This is a genomic window from Tardiphaga sp. 839_C3_N1_4, assembly GCF_051811045.1.
Taxonomy (GTDB): Bacteria; Pseudomonadota; Alphaproteobacteria; order Rhizobiales; family Xanthobacteraceae; genus Tardiphaga.
The window spans coordinates 4,159,154-4,181,641 of record NZ_JBPWQD010000001.1 but is presented as its reverse complement, the minus strand read 5'-3'; the positions used below and the strand labels follow the sequence as shown (position 1 = coordinate 4,181,641).

Annotated in this window: 18 protein-coding genes; 10 read left to right on the top strand and 8 right to left on the bottom strand. The window is 61.7% G+C overall.

Translation table 11 applies throughout. The features are described 5' to 3' along the window. Nucleotides 1–76: 76 nt before the first annotated feature. The 4 genes from AB8A38_RS20010 to AB8A38_RS19995 all read right to left on the bottom strand — a co-directional run bounded on the left by AB8A38_RS20010 (nucleotide 77) and on the right by AB8A38_RS19995 (nucleotide 4,983). A complete protein-coding gene (locus AB8A38_RS20010; protein ID WP_439087176.1) occupies nucleotides 77–2,065 on the bottom strand; it encodes an AI-2E family transporter in 1,989 nt (662 codons plus the stop codon). A gap of 164 nt (nucleotides 2,066–2,229) precedes the next feature. Then, nucleotides 2,230–3,108 (bottom strand): sulfurtransferase, encoded by an 879-nt coding sequence (locus tag AB8A38_RS20005; protein ID WP_439087175.1) that lies wholly within the window; start codon nucleotides 3,106–3,108, stop codon nucleotides 2,230–2,232. Between the two features lie 125 nt (nucleotides 3,109–3,233). Next, entirely contained in the window at nucleotides 3,234–4,373 is a 1,140-nt protein-coding gene (locus AB8A38_RS20000; RefSeq protein ID WP_439087174.1) for an acyl-CoA dehydrogenase family protein, read from the bottom strand. 67 nt (nucleotides 4,374–4,440) lie between these two features. Continuing rightward, nucleotides 4,441–4,983, bottom strand: coding sequence for an OsmC family protein (locus AB8A38_RS19995; protein ID WP_439087173.1), 543 nt, complete (start codon nucleotides 4,981–4,983; stop codon nucleotides 4,441–4,443). A 237-nt stretch (nucleotides 4,984–5,220) separates the two neighbouring features. Here AB8A38_RS19995 and AB8A38_RS19990 point away from each other — a divergent pair, with 237 nt between their 5' ends. The 7 genes from AB8A38_RS19990 to AB8A38_RS19960 all read left to right on the top strand — a co-directional run bounded on the left by AB8A38_RS19990 (nucleotide 5,221) and on the right by AB8A38_RS19960 (nucleotide 14,204). Continuing rightward, nucleotides 5,221–5,904 (top strand): TetR/AcrR family transcriptional regulator, encoded by a 684-nt coding sequence (locus AB8A38_RS19990; protein WP_439087172.1) that lies wholly within the window; start codon nucleotides 5,221–5,223, stop codon nucleotides 5,902–5,904. 174 nt (nucleotides 5,905–6,078) lie between these two features. After that, nucleotides 6,079–9,036: a 2-oxoglutarate dehydrogenase E1 component gene (locus AB8A38_RS19985; protein WP_093757752.1), complete on the top strand. Its 2,958-nt coding sequence runs from the start codon at nucleotides 6,079–6,081 to the stop codon at nucleotides 9,034–9,036. Between the two features lie 115 nt (nucleotides 9,037–9,151). Further along, nucleotides 9,152–10,396, top strand: coding sequence for a 2-oxoglutarate dehydrogenase complex dihydrolipoyllysine-residue succinyltransferase (gene odhB, locus AB8A38_RS19980; RefSeq protein ID WP_439087171.1), 1,245 nt, complete (start codon nucleotides 9,152–9,154; stop codon nucleotides 10,394–10,396). A 122-nt stretch (nucleotides 10,397–10,518) separates the two neighbouring features. Beyond that, nucleotides 10,519–11,265, top strand: coding sequence for an SDR family oxidoreductase (locus AB8A38_RS19975; protein WP_439087170.1), 747 nt, complete (start codon nucleotides 10,519–10,521; stop codon nucleotides 11,263–11,265). Nucleotides 11,266–11,310: 45 nt separating this feature from the next. Beyond that, entirely contained in the window at nucleotides 11,311–12,714 is a 1,404-nt protein-coding gene (lpdA, locus tag AB8A38_RS19970; protein ID WP_439087169.1) for a dihydrolipoyl dehydrogenase, read from the top strand. 38 nt (nucleotides 12,715–12,752) lie between these two features. Then, nucleotides 12,753–13,283 (top strand): hypothetical protein, encoded by a 531-nt coding sequence (locus AB8A38_RS19965; protein ID WP_439087168.1) that lies wholly within the window; start codon nucleotides 12,753–12,755, stop codon nucleotides 13,281–13,283. A gap of 27 nt (nucleotides 13,284–13,310) precedes the next feature. Then, entirely contained in the window at nucleotides 13,311–14,204 is an 894-nt protein-coding gene (locus tag AB8A38_RS19960; RefSeq protein WP_439088564.1) for an alpha/beta fold hydrolase, read from the top strand. 4 nt (nucleotides 14,205–14,208) lie between these two features. Here AB8A38_RS19960 and AB8A38_RS19955 read toward each other — a convergent pair whose 3' ends face one another. The 3 genes from AB8A38_RS19955 to AB8A38_RS19945 form a co-directional block, all read right to left on the bottom strand. After that, the gene (locus AB8A38_RS19955; RefSeq protein ID WP_068730131.1) at nucleotides 14,209–14,799 is read right to left on the bottom strand and encodes a DUF4337 domain-containing protein; all 591 of its coding nucleotides are present in this window, start codon (nucleotides 14,797–14,799) and stop codon (nucleotides 14,209–14,211) included. A gap of 103 nt (nucleotides 14,800–14,902) precedes the next feature. Next, entirely contained in the window at nucleotides 14,903–15,901 is a 999-nt protein-coding gene (locus AB8A38_RS19950; RefSeq protein WP_439087167.1) for a tyrosine recombinase XerC, read from the bottom strand. A gap of 84 nt (nucleotides 15,902–15,985) precedes the next feature. Beyond that, a complete protein-coding gene (locus AB8A38_RS19945; RefSeq protein ID WP_315839860.1) occupies nucleotides 15,986–16,618 on the bottom strand; it encodes a carboxymuconolactone decarboxylase family protein in 633 nt (210 codons plus the stop codon). 145 nt (nucleotides 16,619–16,763) lie between these two features. On the opposite strand from AB8A38_RS19945, the gene AB8A38_RS19940 reads away from it, so the two are divergent. Continuing rightward, nucleotides 16,764–18,962, top strand: coding sequence for a primosomal protein N' (locus AB8A38_RS19940; RefSeq protein ID WP_439087166.1), 2,199 nt, complete (start codon nucleotides 16,764–16,766; stop codon nucleotides 18,960–18,962). Nucleotides 18,963–19,153: 191 nt separating this feature from the next. Here the strand turns inward: AB8A38_RS19940 and AB8A38_RS19935 are convergent, their stop codons facing one another. Next, nucleotides 19,154–19,645, bottom strand: a complete 492-nt coding sequence (locus AB8A38_RS19935) for a septal ring lytic transglycosylase RlpA family protein (RefSeq protein ID WP_092141086.1) — start codon at nucleotides 19,643–19,645, stop codon at nucleotides 19,154–19,156. Nucleotides 19,646–20,340: 695 nt separating this feature from the next. Between AB8A38_RS19935 and AB8A38_RS19930 the strand changes: the two genes are divergently transcribed. Both AB8A38_RS19930 and atpA read left to right on the top strand, forming a co-directional pair. Continuing rightward, nucleotides 20,341–20,901, top strand: a complete 561-nt coding sequence (locus AB8A38_RS19930) for a F0F1 ATP synthase subunit delta (RefSeq protein WP_315839862.1) — start codon at nucleotides 20,341–20,343, stop codon at nucleotides 20,899–20,901. After that, a complete protein-coding gene (gene atpA, locus AB8A38_RS19925; RefSeq protein ID WP_315839863.1) occupies nucleotides 20,901–22,436 on the top strand; it encodes a F0F1 ATP synthase subunit alpha in 1,536 nt (511 codons plus the stop codon). The genes AB8A38_RS19930 and atpA overlap by 1 nt, the downstream gene beginning before the upstream one ends. Nucleotides 22,437–22,488: the final 52 nt, after the last annotated feature.

Below are 22,488 nucleotides of genomic sequence, written 5' to 3'. Positions count from 1 at the left end.
TCTTGCCGAGCTTGTGGCTCTGGATTGTCGCGTCGCTTTACTCCTCGCAATGACGAGCTTGCAGGCTTGCCCGTGCTTAGCCAGCCGCTGCATTCTGCCCCGCAGACGCCAATGCGTCCGCTGCTTCCGGTGCAGCGCCACGCACGCAGAGTTTCAGTGCCTCGCCCGGCGATGACGCGGCCAGGTCGGCTTTGGCGTCGCTGCGAAGTTGCTCGAGCGCTTCGGGTTGCAGGCCCTCTGCCCAGCAGCACAAGATAATTTTGGCCTTCGGCATCCGGCGCCGCAGGCGCTTGATCGCGTAGCGCATGTGCGAAGGCACGGCCTTGTCCAGATAGATCAAACATACGGCGGCAACGCCGCCGGTCTCCAGGCGCACCACATTGGCAACTCCCAGCGCGTCGGCCGGCTCCGTCCGCGCGGCGATGCCGTGTTCGGTGGCGAGGTGCGCCATCATCAGCGAAGCCGCCTCGTCGAGAATGGTTCGCCCGGCGATGCACAGCAGCGGATGTTCGCCCGCCCATGCCGGTGCAATGTCGGCGGGCTTGAGAACCCGTACGCGCTCGGCGGAGGCCTTTTCCGAAATATCGTCAACCACCGAGGACGCCTCCGCATCGGTCGTCTGCTCCGTATCCTCGGCAGCTTCGTCGACATCCGCGAGGTCGACGACAAATTCCTGGACGGCGTCGCGCATCTTGATCTGGCGCGTATCGTTCAGCACGCCCCGCTCGACATCGCTGCGTGCGAGGTGCAGCCCCTTCACCGCCACCTCTTCGTAATAGGACAGCAGCGAGCGTTCCTTGAGAAACTGCTCGGCCTTCTCGGCGGCTTCGGTAGGATCGCCGGCCAGCATGCGCTGATAGAATATTTCGGGCGGCGACAGCGCCGGGCGATCTCCGAACATGACATCGAGAAACTGGAGTTTCTCGGCATGCCGGCCCAGGACGACGAGGCACACCGTCAACGGCGTCGCCAGCACGAGGCCGATCGGGCCCCACAACGCGGTCCAGAACGTGGCGGCGACCACGACGGCAACCGGGGACAGCCCGGTGCTGCGGCCATAGACCAGCGGCTCGATCACATGCCCGACGATCGGCTCGACAATGAGAAAGAGCGCCGCGGTCCATGCCAGCAGCGACCAGCCGGGATCCACCGCCACGGCGAGAATGAGCGGGAACGCGGCGGCGATGACCGCGCCGACATAGGGCACGAAGCGCAGCACGCCGGCCAGGATGCCCCACAATACCGGGCTCGGGATGCCGATTGCCCACAGGCCGAGCCCGATCACGAGACCGAACGCGCCGTTGACCGCGAGCTGCGTCAGGAACAGCCGGCTGAGCCGGGCCGCAGCGTCATCGAGCGCCGCGGTGGTGCGCTGCAGATCGTGCGTGCCCGCAAGGCGGATCAGGCGATTCCGCAGGTCCTCCCGCTGCAGCATGATGAAGATCACGAAGATGATGATGATGCCGGTCGTGGCGAGCGGGTGGACGAGCGGCGACAGTAGCGTGCGTAAACTTTCCAGCGCACTCGGATCGGGCTGCCGGACTTCGACAGGCACGGGGGTGACCGGCCCGTCTTTCGGACCGGCGACCAGCGCGCCGGACGACCTGCCCGGGACGACCGCATTCGGCTTGTCCAGCTCCTTGCTCAGATCCTTCAGCATGTCGGACGCCCGCTCCAGCGTGCCCCGTCCGGCAGTGGTGCTGCGCAGCGACTGGATCTTTTCGCGCATCGTCGTCTGGTATTTTGGGAGGTCGCCGGCGAGATCGGTGAGCTGCGCGGCAAACAGGCTGCCGAGCGCGAAGATGCACGCAAAGGCCAACAGCACCGCGCCGACGACGGCAAAGCTGCGCGGGACATGGATGCTCTGCAGAAGGCGCACCGGCGGCGCCAGCACGAAGCTGAGCAGGATCGCCAGCGCGATCGGCACGAAGATATCGCGTCCGTAATACAGGGTCGCGATGATCATTCCGGCAAGGATAGCGCGCGCCACGATGCTGAGGAGGCCGATCACCTCGTCCATCGACCTGCCGCCGCGATCGGGGGTCAACACGGGGTCGATTTGCATTTCGGGCACCGGCCAGGAGGAAATAACGGGCCAATCGCTCCGGGGAGGCAAAGTTCCCGGAGCGGCAGTGGTGTCCGAGGAATAAGGCCGCTCACGCGCGAGCGAGGCCTTTTGACTATCATGCCGGGTTCGCGCCGTCAGCGCCCCGGAACGACAGTTTGTGGTTACGCCGCCTGCGCCTGCTTCTCGCCAACCAGCGGCAAACCTTCCTCGATCGGATACTTCGTATCGCGGCTCCATTCGTTCCACGACCCGAAGTACATTCGCACATCGGCGACGCCGGCGTTCTTCAGCGCGAGGAAGGTGTTCGACGCACGCGCGCCCTTGAAACAGTAGAGATACACCGTGGTCGACGGCGTGATCCCGACAGTGGCGCATTCGGCGAGGATCTCATTCTTCGACTTGAAGCGCGGACCTTCCGATGTCGGCTTCATCATGCGGTACCACTCGATCCAGACAGCACCGGGAATGCGGCCCATGCGCGGGCAGAAATCCTTGCCGTAAGGCGACGAGCTTTCGCCGATCCACTCGTCGACATCGCGCACGTCGAGGATGGCGATCGATGGATTGCCGAGCGCGCCCTGCATGGTGCCTGCATCGATCAGGATCGAACCGGCTTCCGGCTTGATGGCGAAGGATGCTGCTGTCGACGTCGGAACATCCGTGGTGGTCGGCAGGCCCTTCATGGTCCAGGCCTCAAAGCCGCCATGCAGAACCTTGATCCTGGGATAGCCTAGAAACTCCAGCAAGAAGTAGCCGCGGCAGGACTGACCGAAGCCCGAATTCATCGACTGCTCGTAGATCACCGCAGTCTCGCTGCCGGACAGGCCCGCACCGCCGAAGGCTTCGGCGAACTTCTTCTTCAGCTCGTCCATGCCTTCCGGCGTCGAGGTGGCGAGGAACGTAAAGATCTCATGGAGATTGACGGCGCCGGGGATATGCCCGGCCGCATAGGCGTCGGGATTGCGCGTGTCGATGATGACACAAGGTTCTGACTTCATGAACGTGACGAGGTCGTCTGCGGAAATGAGAACTTCAGCCATTGAAAGCCTCCACTGTGTTGAACCGTCGTTGTTGAATCGTTTGTGCTGGATCGCCTGTCGTTTCGCCGTGACTTAAGTCAATTCGCTTTCCGTTCGCGTGATCGGGATCATTTGCATGACCGGGATCACGCCCCGCCCTGGTCTCCCTGATATTCGCGCGCATTGTCTGCGAGCATTTTTCTGAGCTGCTTGGTGGCGGGGGTGACGATCGCCACGAAATAGGCTTCACGCAGCCGGCGTTGGGCGCGGTGCGATTTGAGATAGCCGCGTGCGCCACAATGCAGCATGGCCGCATGCGCAGCAGCGACCGCAGCGTCACCGGCGCGCAAACGCAGTTCGACGACGCTGCGCCAATAGGCATTGCTCGTGTCAAAGGGTGTGGCCGCGAGCATCATCGCCTCGGCCTCCATTTTCGCGAGAAGTCCGGCGACATCCTCAGGCTGCTGCGGCAGGAAACAATTGACGTGGGCGAGCGACGGCTTGACGCTCTCCATGAGAGCAACGCAATCGCGCACGAGCCCGAGGCCCATGCCCATCTGCATCAGGATGAACCCCGCGCGAATTCTCTTCACGAAAGACATCGCCGGTGCCGCGAGCACCTGATCGTCTGGAATGAAGACATCGCGGAATTGCACGGCGTAGGTACCGGTACCGTCCATCGCAAGGAACGGCTTGCATGGCGTCAGCGAGAGATTCTCGTCGGCGCAATCGGCGAGGAACATCACCTTCTCGCCGGAGCCGTCATCGAGTTCGAAGATGGTGCCGAACATGTGGTCGGGACCAAGATTCGAGACCCAGGGCAGAGCGCCGCGCACGATATAGCCGCCATCAGTGCCGCGACCTTTCAGCTTGAGCTTCTCGATGCCAAAGAAGCTCTTCATCGGATTGGACAAACCGGTGCCGCCAAGCAGCTTGCCACTCGCGGCGGCGCTGAGATATTTCGCCTTCAGTGCGACGTTATCGGAGTTGAGGATGTACCAGACCAGCGTGTTTTGGCACCACGCCATGAAGGCCGTGGAGCCGCAAGTCTCGCCGATGGTGGTGATGCCAGCGATCGTCTCACCGAGATCCTCGTGTGCCGACCAGGCACCGACATCGCCGAGATGACGTAGCGCCCGATCCGGATAGATCGTGCCTTCATCGATCTCCAAAGCGATCGGTGAAAGATCGGTGCGCGCGACGGCGGCTATTCGTTCGACGAGCGACGGTGTGTCGCCGGTCACTTCAATATCGTCAGATTTCCGCAGCACTGCCGTCGTGGTCATGTCGATCTCCGTCACGCGCAAGGAAGAGAGACTGCGGCCGCATCGCTGCGGCCGCGCTAACTCACATTCAGGCAGAGACTTCGAGATTGACCGGGCGCGTAAACGTGTTGGCGACGGGCGACCACTTCTTGACGTGGGTGATCAGCGCATCGATCTCGGCCTGCGAAACGCCTTCGCATTCCATGTCGACCTTGATGCGCACATCGGTAAAACCGACCGGCTTCTCGCTGATATCGCCGGTGCCCCAGACAGCTGTGATATTGAGATCGCCTTCGAGCTGCAGTTCTAGTTTGTTGACGGTCCAACCCCGATGCACGGCATTGGCGTGCAGGCCGACGGCGATGCAGGAGCCAAGCGCCGCCAATGACGCCTCTGACGGATTCGGCGCAGTGTCGTCGCCGAGTAGCGCCGGCGGCTCATCGACGATGTAGGGCGGCAGGTTGCGGATATAGTTGGCGTGGCGGAACTTGCCCTCGGCCACCGTTTTGCACTTCAGCGTCTTGATGACGTTGGGATTGGCTTTGCCGTTGGCGATCAGCTGTTCGAGCCCGCCTTTGTCGATCGGCGCGAGGCAGCCGGTCAGGGCGGTTTTGGCGGCAACAGCAGTCATTGGTTTTCTCCCTTGGAAAGATGGAAAGATACAGAACGTTCTGTAGCTTTGCAGAAACCGTGCCAGCGTCGGCCGATGCGAAAATCATCGTGGGATCAGCGAGTTGCGCAATTGGCGCAAAATGGGGCGCAGGCTGAACTGCCGCTTAGCGCGGCAAAAGCGTATTTACCCGCTCGAATATTGGTCAGGAACCGATGATCGCTTGCGCCGCGTGCGCGCCATGACATATGACAGGGCATGACTGATGCGATGCCGCAGGCTGTCGAAAGCAATGTTCCGCAGGTAACGCCGCGGGAGCGGCTGATGGACGCGGCAACAAGGCTGTTCTGCAAGAATGGCATCAATGCCACCGGCATCGACGCCATCGTCAGTGAGGCCGGTACGGCCAAAACCACCCTCTACAAAAACTTCAAATCCAAGGACGACCTGGTCGACGCCGTGCTCAGGGCGGAGAGCGAGACCTGGCGCGGCTGGTTCATTGCCGCCGTGGAACGCGCCAGAACTCCGCGTGAAAAACTGGATTCGATCTTCCCCGCGCTGAAGAGCTGGTTTGCCGAAGAGACCTATTATGGCTGTGTTTTCATCAATGCAGTCGGCGAGCATTCCAAGGACGAAACCAGGCTACGCGACATCACAATCAGGCATAAATCGTTCGTTCTCAAGCACATCTCCGGACTGGCCGAGGCTGCGGGCGCCAAGAAGCCGGACTTTCTCGCGCACCAGATCGGCCTCTTGATGGACGGCGCCATCGTCGCCGCCATGGTGACCCGCGATCCGACCGTCGCGGACGCCGCCGGCATGGCCGCCAATGCCCTGCTCGACGAGGCCTGCGGACCGCCCAAAATCCGCCGCACCCGGCGCGCCGGACTGCAAGGAGGCGCTGCCGCTTTGGCTAAGGAAGACCTCAGTGTCGTCGACTGAAATCAGCGGACAAAATCTCGCGCACAAAGAATTGACGAAATATTCAGTTCTTCGTGCTTTTCAGGGCGCACATTCGGATTAAATAGGGTAGAAGCTCGCTCGACTTTAGGATGGTCCGGCAACCGGATCAGCCCTCGTTAAAATTTCCGCGCGATACCAAATCAGGACGCCATCATGTCTCGCCAGGACGCGAACGCCGCCTTTGCACTCTCCTCATTTCTGCAAGGCGCAAACGCCACTTACATCGACGAACTCTATGCCCGTTACGAAAAGGACCCCTCCTCGGTGGACGCCGAGTGGCAGGAGTTCTTCAAGAGCCTGAAGGACTCGCCCGCCGACGTTCAAAAGAACGCCGAAGGCCCGTCCTGGGAGAAGGCCAACTGGCCGCTGACGCCCAAGGACGACCTGACCTCCGCCATGGACGGCAACTGGGCCCAGGTCGAGAAGGTGATGGGCGCCAAGCTCGCCGCCAAGACCGCGCAGCCCGGTGCTGCCGCCCCGACCGGCGACATCAATCAGGCGACCCGCGATTCGGTGCGCGCCTTGATGCTGATCCGCGCCTTCCGCATGCGCGGCCATTTCCACGCCAATCTCGATCCGCTGGGCATCGAAGGCCAGAAGGATCACGAGGAGCTCGATCCGCGCTCCTACGGCTTCACCGATGCCGACTACGACCGCAAGATCTTCCTCGATAACGTCATCGGCCTCGAATACGGCACGCTGCGCGAGATCGTTGCGATCCTGCAGCGCACCTACTGCCAGACCCTCGGCGTCGAGTTCATGCACATCTCCAACCGCGCACAGAAGGCGTGGATCCAGGAACGTATCGAAGGCCCGGACAAGGAAATCAGCTTCACGCCGGAAGGCCGCCGCGCCATCCTCCAGAAGCTGGTCGAAGCCGACGGCTTCGAGAAGTTTTGCGACGTCAAGTTCACCGGTACCAAGCGCTTCGGCCTCGACGGCGGCGAATCACTGATCCCAGCGCTGGAACAGATCATCAAGCGCGGCGGCAGCCTCGGTGTCCGTGACATCGTCGTCGGCATGCCACATCGCGGTCGCCTCAATGTGTTGACCCAGGTGATGGGCAAGCCGCACCGCGCGCTGTTCCATGAATTCAAGGGCGGCTCGGCCAATCCGGACGAGGTCGAGGGCTCGGGTGACGTCAAGTATCACCTCGGCGCCTCGTCGGATCGCGAGTTCGACAACAACAATATCCATCTGTCGCTGACGGCGAACCCGTCGCATCTTGAAATCGTCGATCCCGTGGTGCTCGGAAAGGTCCGCGCCAAGCAGGACCAGAATGGTGATCCGCCGGACCAGCGTATTTCCGTGCTGCCGCTGCTGATGCATGGCGATGCGGCCTTCGCAGGTCAGGGCGTGGTCGCGGAATGCTTCGCGCTGTCGGACCTGAAGGGCTATCGCACCGGCGGTTCGATCCACTTCATCGTCAACAACCAGATCGGCTTCACCACCTATCCGCGTTACTCCCGTTCGTCGCCCTATCCGTCCGATGTCGCGAAGATGATCGATGCTCCGATCTTCCACGTGAACGGCGACGATCCGGAAGCGGTGGTGTTCGCTGCCAAGATCGCGATCGAGTTCCGGCAGAAGTTCCACAAGCCTGTCGTCATCGACATGTTCTGCTATCGCCGCCACGGCCATAACGAAGGCGACGAGCCAGCGTTCACCCAGCCGGTGATGTACAAGAAGATCGGCGCGCATCAGTCGACGCTGGATATCTATGCCAAGCGCATCATCGCCGATGGCGTGATGACCGAAGGCGAAGTCGACAAGGCGAAGGCCGACTGGCGCGCCCGTCTCGATGCCGAGCTCGAAGCCGGCGCCGGCTACAAGCCGAACAAGGCTGACTGGCTCGACGGCAAGTGGGCCGGCTTCAAATATGCCGACCAGGAGGAAGATCCCCGTCGCGGCGTAACCGGCGTCGACGTCAAGACGCTGAAGGAGATCGGCGCCAAGATCACCAAGGTGCCCGATGGTTTCCGCGTTCACCGCACGGTGCAGCGTTTCCTCGACACCCGCGCCAAGGCGATCGACAGTGGCGAAGGCATCGACTGGGCGACCGGCGAGGCGCTGGCATTCTGTACCCTGATGGAAGAAGGCCACCATGTCCGGCTGTCCGGCCAGGACTCGGAGCGCGGTACCTTCTCGCAGCGCCATTCGGTGCTGTTCGACCAGGAAGACGAAAGCCGCTACACGCCGTTCAACCACCTCAAGCCCGACCAGGGTCACTACGAGGTCATCAACTCGCTGCTGTCCGAAGAAGCCGTGCTCGGCTTCGAATACGGCTACTCGCTGGCCGAGCCGAAGGCGCTGACCATCTGGGAAGCGCAGTTCGGCGACTTCGCCAACGGCGCACAGGTGCTGTTCGACCAGTTCATCTCCTCGGGTGAACGCAAGTGGCTGCGTATGTCGGGCCTCGTCTGCCTGCTGCCGCATGGCTATGAAGGCCAGGGCCCGGAGCATTCTTCCGCACGCCTTGAGCGTTTCCTGCAGATGTGTGCGGAAGACAACATGCAGGTGGTCTATCCAACCACTCCGGCCAACTACTTCCACATGCTGCGTCGTCAGTTGAAGCGTGAGATTCGCAAGCCGCTGATCGTCATGACGCCGAAGTCGCTGCTGCGCCACAAGCGTGCGGTGTCGAAGCTGAGCGAACTCGGTGCCGACACCTCATTCCACCGCGTGTTGTTCGACGATGCGGAGAAGCTGCCGGACGAGAAGATCAAGCTCACCGCCGACAACAAGATCCGTCGCGTCGTGCTGTGCTCCGGCAAGGTCTATTACGACCTCTACGAGGAGCGCGAGAAGCGCGGCATCGACGATGTCTACCTGATGCGCATCGAGCAGCTCTATCCGGTACCGCTGAAGACGCTGGTGCAGGAGCTGACCCGCTTCAAGGGTGCGGAATTCGTCTGGTGTCAGGAAGAGCCGCGCAACATGGGCGGCTGGCACTTCATCGAGCCGTATCTTGAATGGGTGCTCAACCAGATCAACGCCACCCACAAGCGTCCGCGTTACGCCGGCCGCGCCGCATCTGCGGCGACCGCCACCGGCCTGATGTCCAAGCATCTCGCCCAGCTCAAGGCCTTCCTCGACGAAGCGCTCGGCTAAGCCTCCATTCTGTTGGCGAATGTCCCGCACCCGCGGGGCATTCGCATATCCCATTGATTTCAAGTTCAGGCAGGGATGACCGAGCGGGTCGCCACGCCACAAGAGGAAATAGACAATGACTGAAATTCGCGTTCCCACGCTCGGCGAATCCGTGACGGAAGCCACCATCGGCCGCTGGTTCAAGAAGGCTGGCGATGCCGTCGCCGTTGACGAGCCGTTGGTCGAACTCGAGACCGACAAGGTCACGATCGAAGTGCCCGCGCCGTCCGCCGGCGTGCTCGGCGAGATCGTTGCCAAGGACGGCGAGACCGTTGCCGTCGGCGCACTGCTCGGCCAGATCACCGATGGTGCCGGTGGCGCCAAGCCGGCTGCAGCTCCCCCGAAGCCCGCTGCCCCGGCTCCGGCCGCTGCACCTGCCGCTGCTGCGCCTGCTCCCGCTCAGAAGTCCGCCCCCGTCGATGCGCCGCTGGCGCCGTCGGTCCGCAAGATCTCGGCAGAGAGCGGCATCGATGCCGCCACCGTCCCCGGCTCGGGCAAGGATGGCCGCGTGACGAAGGGCGACATGCTCGCTGCGATCGAAAAGGCTGCGTCGGCACCGACGCCGATCAATCAGTCTGCCGCCGCCGTGCAGGTACGTGCGCCGTCACCCGCTGACGATGCTGCCCGCGAAGAGCGCGTGAAAATGACGCGCCTGCGTCAGACCATCGCGCGCCGCCTCAAGGACGTGCAGAACACCGCCGCGATGCTGACGACTTTCAACGAGGTCGACATGACCAACGTGATGGCACTGCGCTCGCAGTACAAGGATGTGTTCGAGAAGAAGCACGGCACCAAGCTCGGCTTCATGGGCTTCTTCACCAAGGCCTGCGTGCAGGCGCTGAAGGATATTCCGGCCGTGAATGCCGAGATCGATGGCTCCGACCTGATCTACAAGAACTACTATCACGTCGGCGTTGCCGTCGGCACTGACAAGGGCCTCGTCGTTCCCGTGGTGCGCGACTGCGATACCAAGTCGATCTCCGACATCGAAAAAACCATTGCGGATTTCGGCAAGCGCGCCCGCGACGGCCAGCTCAAGATCGACGAAATGCAGGGTGGCACATTCACCATCACCAACGGCGGCATCTACGGCTCGCTGATGTCGACGCCGATCCTGAACGCACCGCAGTCGGCCATCCTCGGCATGCACAAGATCCAGGAACGCCCGGTCGTGGTCGGCGGCAAGATCGAGATCCGTCCGATGATGTATCTGGCGGTGTCCTACGATCACCGCGTCATCGACGGCAAGGAAGCCGTGACCTTCCTCGTCCGCGTCAAGGAAAGCCTGGAAGATCCGGCTCGTCTCGTTCTGGATCTCTGATCTCTCCTTATTCACTATTATCAACCGGTAGCGGCGACGCTGCCGGTTGATAACCAAGAAGCCTTGATATCCGAAGCCTCGATACCTGAAGTCTTGGCACCTCAGCGAAGCTGGAGCAGGACATGACCGATAGCGTCATCATCATCACTGGTGGTAGCCGGGGTATCGGCCGCGCAACGGCGCTCAAGGCCGCGGCACGCGGGTTCAAGGTCGTGGTCGGCTATGCCAGCAACGAAGCCGCCGCCAACGAGGTCGTTTCGAAGATCGAAGCGACCAACGGCAAGGCCATCGCGGTGAAATGCGATGTCGGCTCCGAGGCTGACATTCTTGCGCTGTTCAAGGCAGCGGACGCCTTTGGTCCTCTCGGCGCCCTGATCAACAACGCCGGCATCGTCGGCCCTTCCATCCGCGTCGATCAGATGACTGCCGAACGCATCGCCAACATGATGACGGTGAATGTCACCGGAAGCATTCTCTGCGCCCGCGAAGCCGTGAAGCGGATGTCGACCAAGCATGGCGGCAAGGGTGGCGTCATCGTCAATCTGTCATCGGTGGCCGCCAAACTGGGTGCGCCCAACACCTACGTCGATTATGCCGCGTCGAAGGGCGCGATCGATTCCTTCACCATCGGATTGGGATACGAAGTCGCAGCCGAAGGGATTCGCGTTGCCGGCATTCGGCCCGGTTTGATCGATACTGATATCCACGCATCAGGCGGCGAGCCGGATCGCGCGCATCGTCTTTCCGTCAACGTCCCGATGAAACGCGTCGGTACTGCGGATGAAGTTGCCAATGCCATCGTCTGGTTGCTGTCGGACGAGGCTTCTTACGTTACATCCACCATTCTCGACGTGTCCGGTGGCCGCTGAGGCCCTGACACCCCACATCATCTGAAGACAATACAGGACTGCATCATGGCTTCTTACGACCTCGTTGTTATCGGCACCGGACCCGGTGGTTATGTCTGCGCGATTCGCGCGGCGCAGCTCGGCATGAAGGTCGCCGTCGTCGAGAAGAACAGCACGCTGGGCGGCACCTGCCTGAACATCGGCTGCATGCCCTCGAAGGCTTTGCTCTATTCGTCGGAACTTTTTGAGGAAGCCGGCCACTCCTTCGCCAAGATGGGCATCAAGGTCTCGGCGCCCACGCTGGATCTGCCAGCGCTGATGAACTTCAAGCAGCAGGGCATCGACGGCAACGTCAAGGGCGTCGAATTCCTGATGAAGAAGAACAAGATCGACGTCGTGATGGGCACCGGCCGTGTGCTCGGCACCGGCAAGGTCGAAGTCACCGGCGCTGACGGCAAGGCCCAGACGCTGGAGACAAAGAACATCGTCATCGCTACCGGCTCTGACGTCGCGAAGCTGAAGGGCATCGAGATCGACGAGAAGCGCATCGTGTCGTCGACCGGCGCGCTGTCCCTCGACAAGGTGCCGGAGAAGATGATCGTGGTCGGCGCCGGCGTGATCGGCCTCGAACTTGGCTCGGTGTGGCGCCGCCTCGGCGCCGAAGTCACCGTGGTGGAATTCCTCGACCGTATCCTGCCCGGCATGGATGGCGAAGTCGCCAAGCAGTTCCAGCGTATGCTTGAGAAGCAGGGCATGACCTTCAAGCTCGGTGCCAAGGTCACCGGCGTCGATACGTCGGGTAAGAAACTGAAGGCCCAGATCGAGCCAGCCGCGGGCGGCGCTGCCGAATCCATCGAAGCCGATGTGATTCTCGTGGCGATCGGACGCGTGGCTTACACGGAAGCGCTTGGCCTCAAGGAAGCAGGTGTCGAGCTCGATGAACGCGGTCGCGTCAAGATCGACCATCACTTCTCGAGCAACGTGAAGGGCATCTACGCGATCGGCGACGTCGTCGCCGGCCCGATGCTGGCGCACAAAGCGGAAGACGAAGGCGTTGCCTGCGCCGAGCTTCTCGCCGGCCAGGCCGGTCATGTGAACTATGACGTGATCCCGGGCGTCGTCTACACCACGCCGGAAGTCGCCGCCGTCGGCAAGACCGAGGAAGAGCTCAAGGCTGCCGGTATCGCTTACAATGTCGGCAAGTTCCCGTTCACGGCCAATGGCCGCTCCAAGGTCAACCAGACCACCGATGGTTTTGTGAAGATTCTCGCAGATGCGAAGACCGATCGCGTGCTCGGCGTGCATATGATCGGCCGCGAAGTCGGCGAAATGATCCACGAGGCCTGCGTGCTGATGGAATTCGGCGGTTCCGCCGAAGATCTGGCCCGCACCTGCCATGCCCATCCGACCCGCTCCGAGGCGGTGAAGGAAGCTGCATTTGCAGTAGCCAAGCGCGCTATCCATATGTGAGTCACGGCCGGCGCGACGCCGGCTGGGAGACGAACACCATGATGCGACGCGTGTTGCAGCCGCTATGGTTCTTCCTCGCTTTGATCTTCCTGATCGAAGCGTGGCTGTGGGATCATCTCGAACCGGTCGTCGCGCGCGTCGTTGCAGCGATACCGCTGCGCGCTTTCAAGGAATGGCTCGCCGCGCGAATCGCCCGGCTGTCGCCAATGTTGACGCTGGTCGTGTTTGTTATTCCGGCGATCCTGCTGTTTCCCTTGAAACTGGCCGGCGCCTGGCTGCTCATGCATCAGTATTGGATCAGCGCTTTCGCGCTCATCGTGTTCAGCAAGTTTCTTGGCGTCGGCGTCGCCGCGTTCATCTTCGACGTGACACGGCCGAAGCTGTTGCAGATGAACTGGTTTCGGAAGCTCTACGAATTCGTTCTCGACATCCGCCGCCGGGCCGGCGAATTGGTCGCGCCTGTGACTGCAAGAATCAAGGCAGCGATGGCGATGTTCCGCTCCAATTCATCATCGCGCTGGATGCGGCTGGTACAACGGCTGCGTCATCGGGCGCATTCGGCGCGGTAGGCTTAAACGGAGAGCGACTTGGCTGAACTGGCACGCATCCAAACTCCCCTTCTCGACATCGCCTATGAATACAGCGGCCCGGACGGCGCCCTTCCGGTCCTGCTGATGCACGGCTTCCCATACGACATCAGAGGCTATGACGACGCGGTCGCCGTCATCAACGCCGCCGGCTTCCGCACCATCGTGCCCTATCTGCGTGGCTATGGGCCAACGCGGTTTCTTTCCAGCGCGACCATCCGCTCGGGGCAACAGGCTGCGCTCGGACAGGATCTGCTGGAGCTGATGGACGCGCTGCGGATCGGCAAGGCTGTCGTCGCCGGTTATGACTGGGGCGGACGCGCAGCCTGCGTCGTCTCGGCGCTGTGGCCGGAACGCGTGCACGGCCTCGTCAGCTGCACCGGCTACAACATACAGGACCTGACGAATGCAGCGCGGCCATTCGCTCCCGAGCAGGAAGCGCGACAGTGGTATCAGTATTATTTCCATACCGAACGCGGCCGCAACGGCCTGATCCAGAACCGCGACGCACTAGCCAAACTGCTCTGGAAGATGTGGTCGCCCAGCTGGGCGTTCGACGACGCGACATTCGAGCGCTCGGCGTTGGCCTTCGACAACGATGACTTCGTCGATGTGGTCGTGCATTCCTACATGCACCGTACCGGCAGCGTCGCCGGCGATCCGAATTATGCTTTCCTGGAAACGCAACTCGCAACGCAGCCGAAGATCGATGTTCCGACCATTGTGCTACACGGCGCTGATGACGGCGTGGGGCCATTGAAAGGTTCGGAGAATCACGGCCAGTATTTTACGGCGCACTATGAGCGCCGTGTGATCCCCAGCGTCGGCCACAATGTACCGCAGGAAGCGCCCAAGGCGTTTGGCGAAGCGGTCCTGCAGCTATGCCGGACCGCTTCGACTTAAGTCGTTACATGAGATGAACCGCATGCGGCGCGAACAGGCCGATCGCCGTGAAGGCGACGCCGGCAATCGCCAGTGCGCCTGATACCCAGGCCAGCGCGATCATGCCGGTGATGATCGTGGCCGATGCCAGCACGATGCCGATCTGGAATGCGGCGGAGGCCACTTCATAGTGATGATAGCGCGCCATTGCGAGGTCGCGCGCATGCTCGGCTTCCTTGGCACGGGCGGCGAGTTGTTCGGAGCCTTCGCCAGTCTCCGGCTCGGAGCGGTAACGATCCGCGGTCTTCTTCCAGTCGTCGATCTGCTTGGACAATGCGGCCTTGGCGGCATCGTCCCCCATCAGGCCAAGGCTGAGCCTGGCCTGATCCGACGTCGCCTGAACGACGGTGCGGCGGATGCTTTTGGCCTGGAAGAACGCCCAGAGGTTGGATGCCTCGACGTTCTTGCTGATGGATTCGGTTTGCGCGCCCTTGCCGAGGGTTTCCGAGAACGCCAGAAACAGCGCGATCACGGCAATCAGCAGTGCAATATTCTTGTTCGAGCCGGACGCATGCTCGGCATGCTCCGCGTGCTCCATACTTTCGTGCGCGCCCATCGTAATCCCCTCCGGTTGGTCGATGTGTCGATTTGACCGAACCGCGGCGACTTCGCAAGGGCCAGCTCATGACACTTCTACTACAGCTGGGGTTTGCCTGACCCTACGCTCGCGGGTGTGCGGTCTTGTAGACCTCGAACAGCCGCTCGGTGTCGATGCCGGTATAGATCTGCGTGGTCGACAGCGAGGCGTGGCCGAGCAATTCCTGGATCGCGCGGAGGTCACCACCGCGAGTCAGCAGATGGGTGGCAAAGGAGTGGCGCAGCGCGTGCGGGGTGGCGCTGTCGGGCAGGCCCAGCGCGCCACGCATCCGCTCCATGGTCAACTGGATGATCCGAGGGCTAAGCGGCCCGCCGCGTGCGCCGACGAACATCGGGCCATCGGCAGGGAGCGGATGCGGACACTGCGCGGCGTAGTCGGCGATGAGCTCCAGCACATTATGCAGCACGGGTACCATGCGGGTCTTGTTGCCCTTGCCATTGACGATCAGCACGTCACCGGCACCGAGTGCGGGCACATCGCGGCGTGACAGACCAAGGGCTTCGGAGATACGCAAGCCCGAACCATACAGCAATGCCATGACCGCGGCGTCGCGCGCCCAGATCCACGGATCGCGATTTTCGCCCGCGCGCTCGTCGGCGTCGGCGAGGCGCTTGGCCGAGACCATCTGCAACGGTTTCGGCAGGCTCTTGCCGATTTTGGGCGCGCGTATCGCTGACAGCGCACCGACGTTGCCTTTGCCTTCACGCTCCAGAAATCGCCCGAACGAACGCAGACCAGCCAGCGCCCGCATCAGCGAGCGGCCGCCGATGTCATCGCTGCGCCGTGCCGCCATGAAGGCTCTGATATCGCTAGCCTCGAGCTTGGCGAAACGTGGCAGCGAGAGGAGCGCGCCCCAGTGTTCGGCGAGAAATGTCAGAAACTGCCGGACGTCGCGCGCATAAGCCTCCAGCGTCTTCGGCGACAGCCGTCGCTCGGCACGCAAATGCGACAGCCAGCGCGTCATTTGCAGCGAGACGTCGGCATCCGCACAGATGAGGTCGATCGGCGCTGGCCCACCTGATTTGGCTTCGGCTGGTTTCTTGTCGGAAAGCTTGGCCATCGGGATGCCTTGCAGTTCGCGGCACGCGAACGGGCGGAGATTATCACACCCCGCTCGTTTCACTTTGGTGAACCGCCGGCATCGTCAATCCGGGAACCGCTTCAGGGGCTCCGCGACGCCGGCCGGGAGGCCTGTTCGCGCTGCATTCATGGCCATGGCCAGGAAGGTGTAATAGCCATTGATCCCGAGCAGATCGATGACGCCCTGCTCGCCGAATTTGGCAACGGCCTTGTTCCAGGTCGGATCACTCACGCGTTTGGTGCGCTGGATCTCGATCGACATGTCGTAGGCGGCCTCTTCGTCCTCGGCCATGCCCGCCGGTCGCCGACCATCTGCAATCGCATCGGCGATGTCGTTGCGCAGGCCGGCCTTGATCGCGATGTCATGATGCGCAACCCACTCATATTGCTGGGTCCATTCGCGCGCGGTGATCAGGATGATCATTTCGCTGAGCCGCGGCGCCAGTACGCTCTTGAACCTGAGATGATCGCCCATCGCCTTGGCGCGGAGCATCACTTCCGGGCTGCGAATCAGCGGCACGAAGGGGCCTCGGACTTCATAGCCCCGGCCGCCGGAGAACTCCTCGGCAGCCTTCTTCTGCGCTTCGGTGTATTTGTCGGCCGGGATCGGCGGCATCCGGTCCTGCGCCAGCGCAGGTATCACGACGGCAGAAAACATGACGAATGAGGCGATTGCCCCGGCGAGCCTGTGGCCCATGAAGGGTCTCCCTTTGGCTTATTGTTTTTGCTTCATTGTCGTGGCGGCCCATCGGTCATAAGACCGGGCCACACGGCCGGCACTGGTCCAGCCCGCACCGCGAGCTTAGGTTAGCGGATACCCCATTTCGAGTCTGATTCCGCCGATGGATGAAGCTGCGCGCACCAAAACATCGTCTGGCGTCGTTGACGTGCTGGTCCCGGTCGCGCTGAACCAGGCTTATTCCTATCGCGTGCCTCGTGGCCTCGATCTGCAGCCCGGCGATGTCGTCAGCGTGCCACTCGGCGCCCGCGAGGTGATCGGCGTGGTCTGGGCAGAAAACACCAATCCCGATCCGCGGCTGCACAACCGCCTGAAAGAGGTTGGCGAGAAATTCGATGTCCCCCCGCTGAAGCAGGAATTGCGCAGCTTGGTCGACTGGGTGGCGAATTACACGTTGTCCGCGCGCGGCATGGTTATGAAGATGACTCTGCGGATGGGCGAGCACCTCGGCCCGGAGCGGGTTCGCATGGGCGTCCGCCTGGTCGGCGAAGTGCCCAAGCGCATGACCTCGGCACGCGCACGGCTGATCGAGATCCTGTCGGACGGATTGCTGCACGCGAAATCCGAAGCCGCCAAGGAAGCCGGAGTCAGCGGCGGCGTAATCGACGGCCTCGTCGATGAAGGCACGCTTGCGATTGAAGCCATGCCCCGCGCGCTGCCGCCGCCGGCGCCTGATCCCACCTTCGCCGAACCGGACTTTTCAGACGACCAGGCCGTCGCGGCCGAAGCAATGCGGACCTTCGCCGCCAAGGGGGATTTTCACGCCGCTTTGCTCGACGGTGTCACCGGCTCCGGCAAGACGGAGGTCTATTTCGAGGCGGTTGCCGAGGTGATCAGGCGCGGCGAACAGGTGCTGATCCTGATGCCCGAAATAGCGCTGACGGGGCAATTCCTCGAGCGCTTCTCAAAACGCTTCGGCGTGCGACCGCTGGAATGGCATTCCGAACTGACGCCGCGCACCCGCGCGCGCAACTGGGCGTCGATCGCCAATGGCGAAGCCCATGTCATCGTCGGTGCGCGTTCGGCGCTGTTTCTGCCTTACGCGAAACTCGGCCTGATCATCGTCGATGAGGAACATGACCAGGCCTACAAGCAGGACGAAGGCGCGCATTACCACGCCCGCGACATGGCAGTGGTGCGAGCGTCGATCGCCAAAATTCCCATCGTGCTTGCCTCGGCGACGCCGTCGGTCGAATCCGAGGTCAATGCGCGTAAGGGGCGCTATCAGCGCATCGCGCTGCCATCGCGCTTCGGCGGCCAGCATATGCCGCATATCGAGGCGATCGACTTGCGCCGCGAAGGGCCTATGCGCGGCCGCTTCATCGCGCCGCGTCTCGCCGAAAAGATCCAGATCGCCATCGAGCGCAAGGAGCAAGCGCTCCTGTTCCTGAATCGCCGAGGCTATGCGCCGCTGACGCTATGCCGCGGCTGCGGACATCGCTTCGCTTGCACGATCTGCGATGCCTGGCTGGTCGATCATCGCTTTCGCCAGCGGCTGGTGTGTCACCACTGCGGCTTCTCGATGCATCGCCCGCATCAATGCCCGCATTGCCAGGCCGAAGAGTCGCTGGTCGCCGTTGGCCCGGGCGTCGAGCGCTTGCAGGAGGAAGCGGCGAGCCTGTTTCCGGATGCGCGCACCATGGTGCTGTCGAGCGACCTCATCACCTCGATCGATGCGATGCGGACCGAACTGGCCGAAATCGCCGAAGGCCGTGTCGATGTCATCATCGGCACGCAACTCGTGGCCAAGGGCCATAACTTCCCGCGGCTCAATCTGGTCGGCGTCATCGATGCCGATCTGGGCCTCGGCAATGGCGATCCGCGCGCCGCGGAGCGCACCTATCAGATGCTCAATCAAGTCATCGGCCGCGCCGGACGTGAACAGGGACGTGGCGTCGGCTATCTGCAGACCCATCAGCCGGAACATCCGGTGATGAAGGCGCTGATCGCAAACGACCGCGAAGCGTTTTACGCCAGCGAGATCGAGGCCCGCGAGCGCGCGGGCTATCCACCCTTCGGCCGACTGGCGAGCCTGATCATCTCAGGCGGCGACCGGCCAACCACGGAGGGCTATGCGCGCAAGCTCGCCGCCGTAGCACCGATCGACGAGCGCATCATGGTGCTCGGCCCCGCCGAAGCACCGCTCGCCGTGATCAAAGGTCGCTATCGCTTCCGACTGCTGGTGAAGTCGGCGCGCAATGTCGACCTGTCGCACTATCTCCGCGACTGGCTCGCGCACGGCCCAAAACCTACAGGCAACCTAAAGCTCGAAGTCGATGTCGATCCGCAGAGCTTTCTTTGAGCTTCGTCATTCTGGAAGGCTCGCTCTTGCGAGCGCAACCTGGAATGAGGGTGTGAATTGACAACGCAAAAACAAAAAAAGCCTGCTGTCATTTGATGACAGCAGGCTCTTTTACTCAACGCTTACTCTACTCAATACACACACAACGCTACTGAACTTGGAAGGTCAGGGACGCGACGCGTTTGTCTTGCTTACATGACTTCCGCGACGACGCGGCCGACGCCACGGCCAGTCAAACCGATCGCGCTCGCTGCGCCTTTCGACAGGTCGAGTACGCGGCCACGGATGAACGGTCCGCGATCGTTGACGGTGACGACAACGCTGCGACCGCCATGGGTCACGCGCAGCTTGGTGCCGAACGGCAGCGAACGATGCGCGGCGGTCATCGCATTCTGATTGAAGCGCTGACCCGACGCGGTGCGGCTGCCGGACTCGTTGCCGTAATAAGACGCAACACCCGAGAAGCTACGGCCGCCGGTGGAAGGCGCGATCGATGCATTAGCATCGAACAGCGACGGCGAAGCCTTGGCGGCGTGATGGTGCTTGTGGTGATGGCGATGATGCCGGGATTTGGCCGAAGCCTCCGAAACAGTTCCCCCGAGAACAAGAGCGGCAGTCATGACAGCGATTGCCGTACGCGGCCGGGCGATAGCGCCCAGCGTCGATTTTCCGTAACGCAGCATAAGTTGTTGTCCCTCAGACAGTATTGCCACAAATGTGGCAAGTGGACCCCCGTCCCAATTTCACTGGCTGAGCGTTTGACGACGTAATGAGGCGTAAAATAGGCAACGCAATCGTTCCATGACCAGATGAAATATCTTGTGATGGAACAGAACATGCCTAATGAGCCGCTTTAACGAATTTTTAAATATTAAATATACTGCACATTACATAACTATACTGAATAGCTAAGTGATCGTCGTGCATGGATAGCATTCGGTAAGTAAATGTTAAGCAGCCCGAAACGGTGACATGAAACGCGCACGCCGCGCTGCCCGGCCGCGATTTCAATTGCGGACTCACCGCACTCGACGTTGCGTGATTCAAAAGAATCGGCGCCGTGTACCGTCATGCGGAATAAGAAATTCCGCCTTGGAGATGGACGATGAAACACTCCGTCAGCGACCCGATTGGCGCGTCATATCTCCCTGAAATGATTCTTTGCGAAGGCCTGCGACAAGGCATCATCAAACGCTTTCGTCGCGTTGCACCAGCGCGCGGGCTATGTTAGCAAAGCCGCGATTTGAACGGGTCACGACATTTTGTTGTGACCTAAAAATCGAAGTCCCGCTTGAATTCCAAGGACTTGGATCGCTAGGCGCCACATTCGGGCGATAGTTATTCCCTTGCGAGTTTGACAGCCTGAAGAGCGCAATTCGTGGCAGCAGAAGATCCGTCGGTTTCGGGAATGTCCGGTCGTTATGCGACGGCTCTGTTTGAGCTGGCGCGTGACGAAAAGTCCGTCGATGCGGTGAAGGCCGATCTCGACAAGTTCACAGCGATGCTGGCCGACAGTGCCGATCTGGCGCGACTGGTTCGCAGCCCGGTATTCGCCGCAGAGGTTCAGGGCAAGGCCTTGGCTTCGGTGCTGGAGAAGGCCGGAATTACCGGCATCACCGCCAATTTCCTCCGTGTCCTGACCGCGAATCGTCGTTTGTTCGCGGTGAATGACGTGATCCGCGGCTTCCGCGCGCTGGTCGCCAAGTTCAGGGGCGAAGCTACGGCTGACGTCACCGTCGCCGAGCCGCTCAGTGACAAGAATCTCGACGCTCTCAAGACCGCGCTGAAGTCAGTGACGGGCAAGGACGTCGCGCTCAACGTGAAAGTCGATCCGTCCATCATCGGCGGGCTTGTCGTCAAGCTCGGCAGCCGCATGGTGGACAGCTCGCTTCGCACCAAACTCAACTCGATCAAGCACTCGATGAAAGAGGCAGGCTGATGGACATCCGCGCCGCAGAAATTTCCGCGATCCTCAAAGACCAGATCAAGAATTTCGGCCAGGAAGCTGAAGTTTCCGAAGTTGGACAGGTGTTGTCCGTCGGCGACGGCATTGCCCGCGTCTACGGCCTCGACAACGTCCAGGCCGGCGAAATGGTCGAATTCGAGAACGGCACCCGCGGCATGGCGCTGAACCTCGAAACCGACAACGTCGGTGTCGTTATTTTCGGCGCTGACCGCGAAATTAAAGAAGGCCAGACTGTTAAGCGCACCCGTTCGATCGTGGACGCGCCGGTTGGCAAGGGTCTGCTCGGCCGCGTTGTCGACGGTCTCGGCAATCCGATCGACGGCAAGGGCCCGATCCAGGCCGACAAGCGCATGCGCGTCGACGTCAAGGCGCCGGGCATCATTCCGCGCAAGTCGGTCAACGAGCCGATGGCAACCGGCCTGAAGTCGGTCGATGCTCTGATCCCGGTCGGCCGTGGCCAGCGCGAGCTGATCATTGGTGACCGTCAGACCGGCAAGACCGCAATCGCGCTCGACACCATCCTGAACCAGAAGTCGCTGAACGTTGCTGGCGCTCCCGAGAGCCAGAAACTGTACTGCGTGTACGTCGCCGTTGGCCAGAAGCGTTCGACCGTTGCGCAGTTCGTGAAGGTGCTCGAAGAGCAGGGCGCGATGGAATACTCCGTCGTCGTCGCTGCGACCGCTTCCGATCCGGCTCCGATGCAATACATCGCGCCGTTCACCGGCTGCACGATCGGCGAATTCTTCCGCGACAACGGCATGCACGCCGTCATCATCTATGACGATTTGTCGAAGCAGGCTGTTGCTTACCGTCAGATGTCGCTGCTGCTGCGGCGTCCTCCGGGCCGCGAAGCTTATCCGGGCGATGTGTTCTATCTTCACTCGCGTCTGCTCGAGCGCGCTGCGAAGCTCAATGATTCCCAGGGCAATGGTTCGCTGACGGCGCTGCCGGTCATCGAAACCCAGGCCAACGACGTGTCTGCCTACATTCCGACGAACGTGATTTCGATCACCGACGGTCAGATCTTCCTTGAAACCGATCTGTTCTTCCAGGGCATCCGTCCTGCCGTGAACGTCGGTCTGTCCGTGTCGCGCGTCGGCTCCGCCGCGCAGACCAAGGCGATGAAGAAGGTCGCCGGCAAGATCAAGGGCGAGCTCGCGCAGTACCGCGAAATGGCGGCCTTCGCGCAGTTCGGCTCGGACCTCGATGCTTCGACCCAGCGCCTGCTGAACCGCGGTGCACGTCTGACCGAACTCCTGAAGCAGCCACAGTTCTCGCCGCTGAAGATGGAAGAGCAGGTTGCCGTGATTTGGGCCGGTACCAACGGCTATCTCGACACGCTTCCGGTCAGCAAGGTGCGCGGTTTCGAAGACGGCCTGTTGTCGCTGCTGCGCGGCAAGAACGTCGAGATCCTCAACGCGATCCGTGACAGCCGCGATCTCAAGGATGACGTCGCCGCCCAGCTCAAGGCCGTCGTCGAAGGCTTCGCGAAGACCTACGCTGCTTAATACTGCCAATGAATGGCCGGCTTATTGCCGGCCATTCACGTTGATGTCCGGC